Here is a 12,294-nt window from a genome sequence, read left to right as displayed (position 1 = left end):
GGGGATGCGCTGGGGGTTCAGCTGCGCGCGCGGTGGTCGACGACGCGGGCGATCTGCGAGCCGAGGGCCTGCACGCCGATGACGATGGCGATCAGCAGCACGACCGTCGCCACCATCACCACGTTGTCGTAGCTCTGGTAGCCCATGCGGTTGGCCAGGTCGCCCAGGCCCTTGCCGCCGACCACGCCCGCCATGGCGGTGTAGCCGATGGTCGCGATCGTGGTGGTGGTGATCGAGCCGACGATGCCGGGCAGCGCCTCCGGCAGCAGCACCTGGCGGATCAGCTGGGCGCGGCTGGCGCCCATCATCTGCACCGCCTCGATCTTCCCGGCGGGGATCTCGCGCAGGTTGATCTCGATCAGCCGCGCCAGGAACGGGACGGCCGCGACGGTCAGCGCGAAGATCGCCGCGTTCGGGCCGGTCACCCGGCCCACGATCACCCGGGTCACGGGCATCAGCGCGATGATGAGGATGATGAAGGGGAACGAGCGCCCCACGTTCACGACGAAGCCGACCACGCGGTTGACCCAGCGGACCCAGGGGGTGCGCGAGCGCTCCGTCTCGAACAGCAGCAGCCCCAGCGGCACGCCCACGAGCACGGTGAACGCCATCGTCGCGAAGGTCATGTACAGGGTGATCAGGGCGTTCGACCACAGGCTCGTGTTGGAGCCCCAGGTGGTGAACACCGGGTTGCTCAGCCATTCGCTCATGCGACGACCTCCCTCGCGACGACGCCGCGGTCCTCGAGCTCGCCCAGCAGCTGCGCGAGCTGCTCGCGGCCGATGCCGGAGGCGGCCTCGGCCCCGATCGGGCGCAGCGCCAGCTGCACCCGGCCGACCTGCCGGCCGCCGATGGTCTCGATGGTGCCGGCGACGATGGTCGCCTCGGCGGCGTGCTGCTCGGCCAGCCGCACCAGGTCCTCGCTGGTGCGCAGGGTCTCGGAGTCGCCGTAGTCGCAGTTGATCACGGTCGCGTCGATGCCGGTGGGCACCGGCGGCAGCGGGATCAGCTCCGCGGAGAGCGGGCCGTGCGGGTCCGCGGCGACCTCGAGCAGGCTGCCGGTCTGGGTGATGCGGCCGTTCTCGAGCAGGGTGACGTCGTCGCAGATCTCGCGGACGACGCTCATCTCGTGGGTGATGATGACGACGGTGATGCCCAGGCGCTCGCGCAGGTCGCGGATCAGCCGGAGGATCTGCCGGGTGGTGCTGGGGTCGAGCGCGCTGGTGGGCTCGTCGCACAGCAGCACCTTGGGCTCGGCGGCCAGGCCGCGGGCGATGCCCACGCGCTGGACCTGTCCGCCGGAGAGCTGCGCGGGATGGTTCCGCTCCCGCCCCTGGAGGCCGACGAGCTCCACCAGCTCCGCGACGCGCTGCTCGCGCTGGGCGCGGGAGGCGCCCGCGATCTCGAGGGGATGGCCGATGTTCTGCGCGGCCGTGCGCGAGTCCAGGAGGTTCGCGTGCTGGAACACCATGCCGATGTTCCGACGCGCCGCGCGCAGCGCCGCGCCCTCGAGGGAGGCGATGTCGGTGCCGCCGACCTCGACCCGGCCCCGGGTGGGCTTCTCGAGCCCGGTGAGGCAGCGGATCAGGGTGGACTTCCCGGCGCCGGAGCGGCCCACGATGCCGTGGATGCGCCCCGGCTCGACATGGAGGTCGATGCCGTCGAGCGCGACGACGGGATCTCCCCCGTCGGGTGCGGGGAAGACCTTGGTGAGGCCGTCCAGAGTGATCACAGGGGAAGTCAAGCAGAGGCGGAGGGATATGCCGAGCCTTCGTGACACATCACCACATCTTGTGACCCTCCCCGGTGCGGGATCTCACCGCTGCCCGGTGCGGGGCCTCACCGCTGCTCCGGGGCTCCGGAACGACCCCGAGCCGGGTCCCGCACCGTCCCCCACGATCCACGGGACCAATACGGGGACACAGGCCGATATGAGGCCCATGTCCCCGTATTGGTCCCGCGGATGGCCGCACCCACCCCGCACCCGCCCGGAGCCCGGCGCGCACCCGGGCGTCGCTACGATCGATGCGTGAACGCCCCCGACCCCGTACCGCCGGCCGAGCCTCCGGCCGCACCCCCACGGCCGCGCTCGGCGTCGCCCCGGCTGCCGGGCACGGCGGGCTCCCCGGCACCCGTCCGCCGGGTGCTGCTGGTGGGGTGCGGGAAGCTCGGCACGCGGCTGGGTCGGCGGCTGCTCGAGGGCGGGGACGAGGTGCTGGCCCTGCGCCGCGCGCCCGATGACCTGCCCGAGGGCTTCGTGCCGATCGCCGCCGACCTCTCCGAGCCGCTGCCGGAGCCGTTGCCCGCGGTCGACGCCATGGTCATCACGCTGCCGCCGGGCGATGCCGAGCTCGGGTACCGCGCGCCGCTGCGGCATCTGGCCGATGTCCTCCCTCGCGTCCCGACACGCACGGTGTTCGTCTCCTCGACGCGGGTGCTCGAGGGCCTCGGCGGTGCGGAGCCGCTCACCGAGGCCGCCGTGCCGCAGCCGACCAGCGTGCGCGGGCTCGCCCTGCGGGACGGGGAGGAGCGCGCCCGGGACCTGTTCGGCGCCCTCGTGGTGCGGCCAGCCGGGATCTACGGCCCCGGCCGGGACCACCTGGTGCGCGGCGTCCGCGCCGGTCGCGCCGTCGACCATTCCCGCCGCACCAACCGCATCCACGAGACCGACCTGGTGCGCACCCTCGCGCTGCTGCTGGACCTCGAGGATCCGCCGCCGCTGCTGCACGCCGTGGACGATTCCCCCGCCCTGCTGGGCGAGGTCCTCGCGCACATCGCCGATCGACTGGAACTGCCGCTGCCTGCCTCTCTGGAGCCGCGGCGCGGCGGCGGCACCGTGCTGTCCGGCCGGCTGCTGGCCGAGCTGCTGGGCCCGCTCGAGGTCCCCGACTTCCGCGCCGGGTACGACGCGATCATCGCCGCCGACCAGCACCGCTGACCCCCGCCGCGAGCACGAACGGCTGCCTGAGGTACTCGAGCCGGGCAATCGCCTGGCTCGAGGACGTGGGACCGCCGTCCGTGCACGCGCCGCGCCCGCCTCGCCCCCGGCACCGCACGGTTCCGCCGCACAGTTCCGCCGCACAGTTCCGCCGGGCAGTCCCGCCCGGCCCGCCACCCACCGCGCCGGCCCGCGGAGACCTGGGCCACGCACCCGCCGGACGCCCCTTGCCCCCTGCTTCGATCGCCGTCAATATAGAGACATGTCGATGCACGCCCCGCCGCGGGCCACCCCGAAGCGCCTGTCCACCCTCGACCGCTGGCTCCCGCTGTGGATCGGCCTGGCGATGGTCGCCGGCCTCGTGCTCGGCCGCTTCGTGCCGGGGCTCTCCGGCGTCCTGTCCCGGCTCGAGGTCGGCGGGATCTCGCTGCCCATCGGCCTGGGCCTGCTGGTGATGATGTACCCGGTGCTGGCGAAGGTGCGCTACGACAAGGTCGGCGCCGTGGCCCGGGACCGGCGGCTGCTGGTGTCCTCGCTGCTGCTGAACTGGATCCTGGGCCCGCTGCTCATGTTCGCGCTCGCCTGGATCTTCCTGGCAGACCTGCCGGAGTACCGCACCGGCCTGATCATCGTGGGCCTGGCCCGCTGCATCGCCATGGTCGTGATCTGGAACGATCTGGCCTGCGGGGACCGCGAGGCCACCGCCGTGCTGGTCGCCGTGAACTCCGTCTTCCAGGTCCTCGCCTTCGCCGGCCTGGGCTGGTTCTACCTCACCGTCCTGCCGGCCTGGCTGGGCCTGGACACCCAGGGCCTCGAGGTCTCGATGGCGCAGATCGCCCTGAACGTGCTGGTCTTCCTCGGGGTGCCGCTGATCGCGGGCTTCGCCTCCCGATGGATCGGCGAGCGCCGTCGCGGCCGCGACTGGTACGAGGAGCGCTTCCTGCCGCGCATCGGCCCGTGGGCCCTGTACGGGCTGCTGTTCACCATCGCCCTGCTGTTCGCCCTGCAGGGCGAGGCCATCGCCGCCCGCCCCGGCGACGTCGCCCGGATCGCGCTGCCGCTGCTGGTCTACTTCGCCCTGATGTGGTTCGCCGGCATGGGGCTGGGTCGCATGCTGGGGCTGGGCTACGCCCGCTCGACCACCCTCGCGTTCACCGCCGCCGGCAACAACTTCGAGCTGGCGATCGCCGTCGCGATCGGCACCTTCGGCGCCGCCTCCGGGCAGGCCCTCGCCGGGGTCGTCGGCCCGCTGATCGAGGTCCCGGTGCTGGTGGGGCTGGTCTACGTCTCCCTGCGCCTGGCCCGCACCTGGTTCGGCACCGACCCCTTCGCCGATCCCGCCCCCACCCTCACCGCCGAGGAATCGAGGACCTCATGACCCTCATCGAACCGCTCCCTGCCGCCGACGCGCCCTGCGCGCCCGCGGCGACCCACGCCATCGGCCCCGAGGCGGCGAGCTCCGTCGCCGCCGCCCTCAAGGCCCTCGCCGATCCGCTGCGCCTGCGGATGCTCTCCGCCATCGCGACCGATCCGCGCGGCGAGTCCTGCGTGTGCGACCTCGCCGAGCTCGCCGAGGTCTCCCAGCCCACCGTCTCCCACCATCTGAGGACCCTGCGCGAGGCGGGCCTGCTCACCTCCGAGCGCCGCGGCACCTGGGTCTGGTACCGCATCCCCGCGCCGCGCCGCAGCGCGGTGGCCGCGCTGCTGGACGCCTTCGCCCCCGCCGCCGTCGAAGGGCTCGACCCGGCGACCGGCTCTCCTGCCGAGCCCGTCGCCCCCGTCCCGGACGATCTCGACGACCGGATCACGCACCTCGCTGAGGAGCTCGCCGCCGAGATGCCCGAGCTCGAGGACCATCTGGTCCTGGCGATCGTGCGGGAGTCGTTCACGGCGCTGGCCCGCACGGCGCGGATCACCGCCCATCTGGTCCCGCTCACCGAGCGCTTCGCCCGCCAGCGCCTGGCGGACATCGCCCGCGAGCGCGGCGCCGGAGCGCCCCAGGTGCTGTTCGTGTGCGTCGCCAACGCGGGGCGCTCGCAGCTCGCCGCCGCGCTGGTGAACCAGCTCTCCGAGGGCCGGGTGGTGGCCCGCTCGGCCGGCTCCGCCCCGGCCACCGACGTCCACCCGCACGTGCGCTCGCTGCTGGTGGAGATCGAGGGCGAGGGCGCCACCGCAGAGCGCTTCCCCAAGCCGCTGACCGACGACGCCGTCCGTGCGGCCGACGTCGTGATCACCATGGGCTGCGGCGACGTGTGCCCCGTGATCCCCGGCGTGCGCTACGAGGACTGGAACGTGGGCGACCCGGCCCTCGCCTCCGCCGAGGGCGCCCGCGCGATCCGCGACGACATCGCCGGGCGCGTCCGCGCCCTGCTCGACACCCTCTCCCCCGCCGATTCCTGAGGAGCTCCCCATGACCGCCGCCCCGACCGCCCGTCCCGCCGTCCTGTTGGTCTGCGTCCACAACGCCGGGAGGTCGCAGATGGCCGCCGGCTTCCTCCGCCACCTCGGCGAGGGCCGCATCGAGGTCCGCTCCGCCGGGTCGATGCCGGCCGAGCAGATCAACCCCGTCGCCGTGGAGGCGATGCTCGAGGAGGGCATCGACATCCGCGCCGAGCAGCCCAAGGTCCTCACCCCGGAGTCCGTCCAGGCCTCCGACGTCGTGATCACCATGGGATGCGGCGACGCGTGCCCCTTCTATCCCGGCAAGCGCTACGAGGACTGGGCGCTCGAGGACCCGGCCGGGCAGGGCATCGAGGCGGTCCGCCCGATCCGCGACGAGATCCGCCGCCGCGTGGTCGAGCTCATCGCCTCCCTCGAGCCCTCGGCATCGGCCGAGGGGGCCGCACCGCAGGCCGGGTCGAAGCCGTCCGTGCTGTTCGTGTGCGTGAAGAACGGCGGCAAGTCCCAGATGGCCGCGGCCCTCCTGCGCCATCAGGCCGGGGACGCGGTCGAGGTCCACTCGGCCGGCACGAAGCCCGGCGGCGCCCTGAACGCGCAGTCCGCGGCCTCGGTGGCCGAGGTCGGCGCGAGCATGGACGGCGAGCACCCCAAGCCCCTCGACCCCGATCTGCTGCGCCGGGTGGACCGCGTGGTCGTCGTCGGCGAGGAGGCGCAGGTGGACCCGGTCCCGGGAATGGCCGGCACCATCGACACCTGGGTCCTCGACGAGCCCTCCGCCCGCGGGATCGAGGGCGAGGAGCGGATGCGACTGATCCGCGACGCGCTGCGCGTGCGCGTCGAGGACCTGGCGGCGGAGCTGACCGGGCGCTGAGCGGGCGCTGACCGGAGGGCCGGCCGGCTCAGGGATGCTCGGCCCAGAGCTCGAGGAGGTCGGGGCCGAGCTGGGCACGGCGCTCCATCGGCAGCGAGTGCGAGGCGCCCGGCCACAGGGTGACCTCGGCCTCCGGGAGCAGTCCGCGGAGGCGCTCGACGCTCGCGGCGCCGCCCGCGAGCTCCGAGGGCTCCACGCAGGCCGTCCCTGGGCTGCGCGGGCCGGGACGACGCCCGGCCGGCGATCCGCCGCGCCCTGGACCGCATCGGCGCGCCGCAGGGCTGACGCCGTCGCTCAGCCGACGGCGGCGAAGGCGCGCACCGGGAAGGTCGCCATCCCCTGCACCGCGACCGGCACGGCGGTGAAGGTCGCGCCGGACGCGGGGAGCTGATCGAGGTTCGTGAGGTGCTCGACCACCGGGATCCCGGCGGCCAGCAGCGTCGTGTGCGCGGGGCGGTCCCCGCCGTCGGTCGCGTCGATGTTCACGGAGTCGATCCCGACCAGCTGGGCGCCGGCCTGCACCAGGTGGTGGGCCCCCTCCGCCGTGAGGAACGGATGGCCCACGTCCCCGTAGCGCGCGGTGCCCCAGTGCTGCGACCAGCCCGTGCGCAGCAGCACGGCCGCGCCGGCGACCTCGATGCCGCCCAGCGCCTCCGGGCCGATGGGACCGGGGCCGGCGTCCATGACCGCGGCCGGCAGCAGGGCGCAGCTCTCCAGCGGGAGCTGCGCCAGGTCATGGCCGTCGCGGAAGCGGTGGGCCGGCGTGTCCAGGTAGGTGCCCGTGTTGGCGACCATCGTGATCCGGCCGATCCGGAACTCGGTCCCGGGAGCGTAGTGCTCCGCCGAGGCCTCGAAGCTCAGATGATCCTCGATCACCGGGCCGGGAAGTCCCGGGTAGGTGACGGTCCCGTCGGCGATCGGATGGCTGAGGTCGATGCGTCGCATGGGACCGAGGATACGGAGGCCGGCCGCCTCCCCGTCCCGCGGATCATCGTGCGGCCGGGCCGGATCCCTGCGAAGCTGGTGCGATGAGCACCGCCACGCCCGAGGACGACCAGCGGGCCGCCCTGGACCTGATCATCACGGCGCAGCAGTCGCCGGCGAGCGCCTGCGCCTATCTGGGCACGGACCCGGAGGAGATCCGGGCCGATCTCGCGGACCTCGATCAGGACTGGCGGGAGACGCTGCGCCTGCGCCGGGACGAGGCGGGCCGGATCCTGGCCGCCGCGCTCCTGGAGTGGGACGAGGACCTCGACCTCGCCTGGGTCCACGGCCCGTGGGCGACGGAGGAGGGCTGGCGCACCGCGGCGCCGGCGGTGCTCGCCGAGGTGGTCGAGCTCTCGCCCGTCTCCCGGCACGAGATGTTCGCCGATGACGCCCACACCCGCCTCGCCGAGCTCGCGCAGGCGGCCGGGTGGGAGCGCGGCGCGGCGCACCATGTGCTCGCGCGGCGCGACGATGCCATGGACGGGGAGATCGGGGAGCTGACCGGGGGCGACCTGGAGCTGCGCGAGGCGGGGGCCGATGACCTCCCCCGGCTGCGCGCGCTGCACGACTCCGCGTTCCCCGGCACCTACGCGAGCGCCGCGGAGATCCTCGATCCGCGCAGCCCGTACCGCACCCTGATCTGCCCCAGCGGGGACGAGATCGCCGGCTACCTCACCTGGCAGGAGCAGGGAGAGCGGATGCTGCACCTCGACTTCCTGGCCGTGCATCCCGTCGCCCGCCGCCACGGCATCGCCGCCGCCCTGCTCGACGGCGCGCGGCGGCTCACCGGCCGCCCCGAGGCGACCGCGACCGTCCATGAGGACAGCACCGCCGGACAGGCCTTCTTCGTCGCCCGGGGCTTCGCCCGGGAGGCGATCACCCGCCCCTACCGGTTCTCGCGCGCCGCCGCCGCACAGGGCTGAGCCGCACGCGCCGACCCCGCCGGCGGGGACTGCGGGAGCACCCCATGACATCTGTCATGCCCATCCCGTGCAGAACGCATCCGGGCTCGTGATACCCGGCCCTACCTGCACGGACGCCGCCTCGGAAGACTGGGGGGCATGAACACGACGCACCCCTCCCGCCCTTCCCCCGCCCGCGACCGCGGCGTCCTGATGGACATCATCGGCTTCGCCCCGGCTCCCACGCTGTCCCGCGAGCTGTTCGCGCTCGTGGTCAACGCCGCGCTGATCGCGGTGGTCCTGGCCGTCCTCCAGCCGCCGCTGCTCGGCACGATCGTCGTCGCCGCCATCATGGCCGTGTGGCTGCTGGGACGCCTCGCCGCCGGGTTCGCCGTGCGCGGCTACGCCCGTCCCGCCGGGAGCACCCGATGAGCGCGCCGGTGAGCAGCTCCGCCGCCGCCTCCGCCGCCCCGGCGACGCCCGCCGCCGCGGCGGCCGCGGCCCCCGGACCCGCCGGCGAGCCGATCATCACCGCCCACGGCCTCGAGCGCCGCTACGGCCACGGCCGCGACGCCTTCCTCGCCGTGGCCGGGATCGACCTCGAGATCCGGCGCGGGGAGCTGTTCGGCCTGCTGGGCACCAACGGCGCCGGCAAGACCTCCACCCTCGAGGTGCTCGAGGGGCTGGCCCGCCCCAGCGCCGGCACCGTCCGGGTGCTGGGCCGCGACCCGTGGCGGGACCGCCGCCACGTGCGCCCCCACCAGGGGCTCATGCTGCAGAGCGGCGGCTTCCCGGCCGATCTCGCCGTCGCCGAGGCGCTGCGCATGTGGAGCGCCACCCTCACCGCCGCCCGCCCGGTCGGCGAGGTGCTCGAGGAGGTCGACCTCGCCGACCGCGCCGGCACCCGCATCTCCGCCCTCTCCGGCGGGGAGGTGCGGCGCCTGGACCTGGCCTGCGCGATCGCCGGCGGCCCCGACATCCTGTTCCTCGACGAGCCGACCACGGGCCTGGACCCCGAGTCGCGGGCGCGCGCCTGGAGCCTCATCGGCCGCCTCAAGGACAAGGGCACGACCATCGTGCTGACGACCCACTACCTCGACGAGGCCGAGTCCCTCGCGGACCGCCTCGCGATCATGCACCGGGGCCGGATCGTGCGCGAGGGCACGGTGGCCGAGGTCGTCGCCGGGCACCCCTCCACCATCGGCTGCGCCCTCCCGCCCGCCGCCCCCGCGCTCCCGCCGCTGCACGGCGAGGCCCGCCGCGAGGGCGAGCGCCTGCGGGTGAGCACGCCGCACCTGCAGGCGGACCTCACCGCCCTGCTGCGCTGGGCCGAGGCCGAGCGCATCCCCCTGACCGGCATCGACGCTCGCGCCGCGAGCCTGGAGACCGTGTTCCTCAGCATCGCCGAAGGAGAGTCCGCATGACCGCCGCCCCCGCCTCCCCGACCGTCCTCCCCCGTGCCCGCCGGGTGCTGCCCGGCCGTCGCCTGGCGGGCCTGGCCCGCGCCGAGCTGACGATGCTGCTGCGCAACCGCATGCAGCTGGTCACCGCCGTGCTGTTCCCGCTGGCGATCCCGTTCCTCTACCTGCCGATCGCCCGCGCCGGCGCGGAGCCGGCGCAGCTCGCCGGGGCCCTGGGCATGATGTTCGTGATCGCGCTGCTGTTCGTCGTCTACTACAACCTGCTCTCGACGTACGTCGCCCGGCGCCAGGACCTGGTGCTCAAGCGGCTGCGCACCGGCGAGGCGGCCGATGCGACCGTCCTGGCCGCGAGCGCCGTGCCGGCGCTGCTCATCGCCGCCGTGATGATCACGGTGATGGCGGTGATCTCCGTCCCGCTGCTGGACCTGCCCGCGCCGCGCAGCGCCCCGCTGATCGTGCTGGGCCTGGGCCTGGGGGCCGTGCTGCTGGTCCCGCTGGCGCTGGCCACCGCGAACATCACCCGCACCGTCGAGTCCGCGCAGGTCACCTCGCTGCCGCTGATGGCCGTCGCCATCCTCGGCACCGGCTCCGCCGTGCCGCTGTCGGCGATGCCGGAGTGGTTCGGGCGCCTGGTCGCCTTCGTCCCCTCCGCGCCGATCGTCGCCCTGGTGCGCGGCGGCTGGCTCGGCGTGGACGCCGACGGCGCGGTCCTCGGCACCGCCGATCTGTGGACCTCGGCGCTGGGACAGGTCGGGATCCTGCTGGGCTGGCTGGTGCTGGCGTGCTGGTTCGTGGCGCTGCGCTTCCGCTGGGAGCCGCGGGCGTGACCTCGCGGCGCGAGCGCGGCGAGCGCGGCGAGCGCCCGGCGAGCACGACGTGAGAGGATCGGGAACCATGACCGGACCTGCGACGACACCGCCCTCGCCGGCGTCCGGCCCCGAGCCCGCCGACGTCACCGGGGCCGCTCCCGCACCGTCCGTGGCGCGCCCCTGGGCCGTGTTCCGCCACTACACCGTGTGGTCGCTGGTGGTGCTCGCCGCGCTGCTGCCGCCGATGTGCGCGAGCCTCCTCCAGGACGAGCCGCTGCTGCGCGGGACCCTCGGGGCGCTGCCCACCACCCTGCTGCTGCTCCAGTCCGTCTGCAGCGCCGTCGCGACGCTGCTGATCGTCCGCGCCTGGGACGCGGCGGACCCGGCGCCGATGGGCGAGGACGACCTGCCGCGCCTGGGGGTGATCCGCGCGGGCCGGATGGTGCTGGTCCTCCCCCTGCTGCCGCTGCTCGCTGCGGCGGCGCTGGCCGCGATCCCCGGCCCGGGGCACCTGCACACCCTCGTCGCGGTGCTCGCCGGCTTCGTGCTGGTCCAGGCGATCCGGCTGCCGTGGGCCTGGGGGCTGGCGGCGGCCGCGGCGACCGCCCTGGCCGGGAACCTGCTGGGCATGGGCCGGGCGGAGGCCTCGATGGTGTTCGCGCTGCTGGCCGGCCTGGTGGTCGCCGGGCGCAGCTCCCTGTGGCTCGCCGCGCTGGTGCGGGAGCTCGAGCAGGCGCGGGTGGCGCAGGCCGAGCTCGCGGTCGCCGAGGAGCGCCTGCGCTTCGCCCGCGACCTGCACGACGTCACCGGCCGGGACCTGTCGGTGATCGCCGTGAAGGCCGAGCTCGCCAGCCAGCTCATCGAGCGCGGTGACCCGCGGGCCGCGCAGCACGGCCGGGAGGTCGCGCAGATCGCCCGGTCCTCCCTGTCCCAGATGCGCGCCCTGGTGCGCGGGTACCGCGAGGCGGATCTCGCCGCCGAGCTGCGCGGGACGCTGTCCCTGCTGCGCTCGGCCGGCATCGACGCGGAGGTCCGCGGCGAGGCCGCCGACCTGCCGCCCTCCGCCGCCCGCTCCGCCGCGTGGGTGCTGCGGGAGGCAGGCACCAACATCCTCCGCCACGCCCAGCCGAGCCGGGTGCGCGTCGACCTCGGCCCCACCTCGCTGACCATCGAGAACGACGGTGCAGGCGATGCCCCGCTCCCGGACCGCGGCATCGGGCTGCGGGGCCTCGCCGAGCGCCTCGCCCCCGACGGCACCCTGGAGACCGCCCTGGACCAGGGGGTCTACCGCCTCACCGCGCGCTTCGGCGCCCCGCCCGCCGCCGAACCGGAGGACCCCGCATGACCGCCACGAGGATCGTCCTCATCGACGACGAGCACCTGATCCGCTCGGCGCTCGCGACCATGCTCGACCTCGAGGACGACCTCGAGATCATCGGCCAGGCCGGGGACGTCGCCTCGGGGGTGGACCTGGTCCGGGACCTCGCCCCGGAGGTCGCGGTCGTGGACCTGCAGCTGCCCGACGGCGACGGCCTCGAGGCCTGCGCGCGGATCGCCCGGGCCGCCGCGGGGACGCGCTGCCTGATCCTCACCTCCCACGCCCGCCCCGGCTACCTCAAGCGCGCCCTCGCACAGGGCGTGCTGGGGTTCCTGCCCAAGACGACGAGCGCCGCCGAGCTCGCCGCCGCCGTGCGCACCGTCGCCGCCGGCCGCCGCGCAATCGACCCCGAGCTCGCCGCGGAGACGATCTCCTCGGGCGACTCCCCCCTGACGCCGCGGGAGGCCGACGTCCTCGAGTACGCGGCCGACGGCGCCGGCGTCGCCCAGATCGCCCGCCGCGCCCATCTCGCCGAGGGCACGGTGCGCAACTACCTCTCCAGCGCTCAGGCCAAGGTCGGCGCCGCCAACCGGCACGAGGCCGTCACGATCGCCCGCCGGCACGGCTGGATCTGACCCCTTCCGTCCG

Annotated in this window: 14 protein-coding genes and 1 pseudogene; 11 read left to right on the top strand and 4 right to left on the bottom strand. The window is 74.9% G+C overall.

Features of this window, described 5'->3' with window-relative positions; translation table 11 throughout:
* Nucleotides 1-17: 17 nt before the first annotated feature.
* Together ABD234_RS17825 and ABD234_RS17820 are read right to left on the bottom strand one after the other, a co-directional pair.
* Nucleotides 18-710: a methionine ABC transporter permease gene (locus tag ABD234_RS17825; RefSeq protein ID WP_038371727.1), complete on the bottom strand. Its 693-nt coding sequence runs from the start codon at nt 708-710 to the stop codon at nt 18-20.
* Nucleotides 707-1,732 (bottom strand): methionine ABC transporter ATP-binding protein, encoded by a 1,026-nt coding sequence (locus ABD234_RS17820; protein WP_344359139.1) that lies wholly within the window; start codon nt 1,730-1,732, stop codon nt 707-709. The genes ABD234_RS17825 and ABD234_RS17820 overlap by 4 nt, the downstream gene beginning before the upstream one ends.
* Before the next feature lie 297 nt (nt 1,733-2,029).
* On the opposite strand from ABD234_RS17820, the gene ABD234_RS17815 reads away from it, so the two are divergent.
* From ABD234_RS17815 to ABD234_RS17795, 5 genes and pseudogenes are all read left to right on the top strand, one after another.
* Nucleotides 2,030-2,938 carry a Rossmann-fold NAD(P)-binding domain-containing protein gene (locus ABD234_RS17815; RefSeq protein ID WP_344359136.1) on the top strand — a complete coding sequence of 303 codons (909 nt, stop codon included), beginning with the start codon at nt 2,030-2,032 and terminating at the stop codon, nt 2,936-2,938.
* Nucleotides 2,939-3,200: 262 nt separating this feature from the next.
* The gene (gene arsB, locus ABD234_RS17810; protein WP_269519545.1) at nt 3,201-4,316 is read left to right on the top strand and encodes an ACR3 family arsenite efflux transporter; all 1,116 of its coding nucleotides are present in this window, start codon (nt 3,201-3,203) and stop codon (nt 4,314-4,316) included.
* The gene (locus ABD234_RS17805; RefSeq protein ID WP_038371723.1) at nt 4,313-5,338 is read left to right on the top strand and encodes a metalloregulator ArsR/SmtB family transcription factor; all 1,026 of its coding nucleotides are present in this window, start codon (nt 4,313-4,315) and stop codon (nt 5,336-5,338) included. The genes arsB and ABD234_RS17805 overlap by 4 nt, the downstream gene beginning before the upstream one ends.
* Nucleotides 5,339-5,348: 10 nt before the next feature.
* Nucleotides 5,349-5,759, top strand: a pseudogene (locus ABD234_RS17800) (arsenate reductase ArsC); the annotation flags it as partial.
* Between the two features lie 48 nt (nt 5,760-5,807).
* On the top strand, nt 5,808-6,209 hold the full coding sequence (locus tag ABD234_RS17795) for an arsenate-mycothiol transferase ArsC (protein WP_425546808.1): 402 nt from the start codon (nt 5,808-5,810) through the stop codon (nt 6,207-6,209).
* Nucleotides 6,210-6,237: 28 nt separating this feature from the next.
* On the opposite strand, the gene ABD234_RS17790 is transcribed toward ABD234_RS17795, so the two are convergent.
* Both ABD234_RS17790 and ABD234_RS17785 read right to left on the bottom strand, forming a co-directional pair.
* A complete protein-coding gene (locus ABD234_RS17790; protein WP_344359130.1) occupies nt 6,238-6,405 on the bottom strand; it encodes an alpha/beta fold hydrolase family protein in 168 nt (55 codons plus the stop codon).
* A 98-nt stretch (nt 6,406-6,503) separates the two neighbouring features.
* The gene (locus ABD234_RS17785; protein ID WP_344359127.1) at nt 6,504-7,154 is read right to left on the bottom strand and encodes a cyclase family protein; all 651 of its coding nucleotides are present in this window, start codon (nt 7,152-7,154) and stop codon (nt 6,504-6,506) included.
* Nucleotides 7,155-7,237: 83 nt separating this feature from the next.
* Between ABD234_RS17785 and ABD234_RS17780 the strand changes: the two genes are divergently transcribed.
* The 6 genes from ABD234_RS17780 to ABD234_RS17755 all read left to right on the top strand — a co-directional run bounded on the left by ABD234_RS17780 (nt 7,238) and on the right by ABD234_RS17755 (nt 12,281).
* Nucleotides 7,238-8,119 (top strand): GNAT family N-acetyltransferase, encoded by an 882-nt coding sequence (locus tag ABD234_RS17780; RefSeq protein ID WP_344359125.1) that lies wholly within the window; start codon nt 7,238-7,240, stop codon nt 8,117-8,119.
* 138 nt (nt 8,120-8,257) lie between these two features.
* Nucleotides 8,258-8,530 (top strand): hypothetical protein, encoded by a 273-nt coding sequence (locus ABD234_RS17775; protein WP_038371717.1) that lies wholly within the window; start codon nt 8,258-8,260, stop codon nt 8,528-8,530.
* Between the two features lie 8 nt (nt 8,531-8,538).
* Complete coding sequence (locus ABD234_RS17770; protein WP_344359122.1) at nt 8,539-9,522, top strand: ABC transporter ATP-binding protein; 984 nt, start codon at nt 8,539-8,541, stop codon at nt 9,520-9,522.
* Nucleotides 9,519-10,346 (top strand): ABC transporter permease, encoded by an 828-nt coding sequence (locus ABD234_RS17765; RefSeq protein ID WP_344359119.1) that lies wholly within the window; start codon nt 9,519-9,521, stop codon nt 10,344-10,346. The genes ABD234_RS17770 and ABD234_RS17765 overlap by 4 nt, the downstream gene beginning before the upstream one ends.
* A 67-nt stretch (nt 10,347-10,413) precedes the next feature.
* The gene (locus ABD234_RS17760) at nt 10,414-11,673 is read left to right on the top strand and encodes a sensor histidine kinase (RefSeq protein ID WP_344359116.1); all 1,260 of its coding nucleotides are present in this window, start codon (nt 10,414-10,416) and stop codon (nt 11,671-11,673) included.
* Complete coding sequence (locus tag ABD234_RS17755) at nt 11,670-12,281, top strand: response regulator transcription factor (protein WP_344359113.1); 612 nt, start codon at nt 11,670-11,672, stop codon at nt 12,279-12,281. Before ABD234_RS17760 ends, ABD234_RS17755 begins: the two co-directional genes overlap by 4 nt.
* The last annotated feature ends 13 nt before the right edge of the window (nt 12,282-12,294 follow it).

Origin of the sequence: Brachybacterium phenoliresistens (assembly GCF_039530785.1) — a bacterium.
GTDB classification, from domain to species: domain Bacteria; phylum Actinomycetota; class Actinomycetes; order Actinomycetales; family Dermabacteraceae; genus Brachybacterium; species Brachybacterium phenoliresistens.
This window is presented reverse-complemented; position numbering and strand designations above follow the sequence as displayed.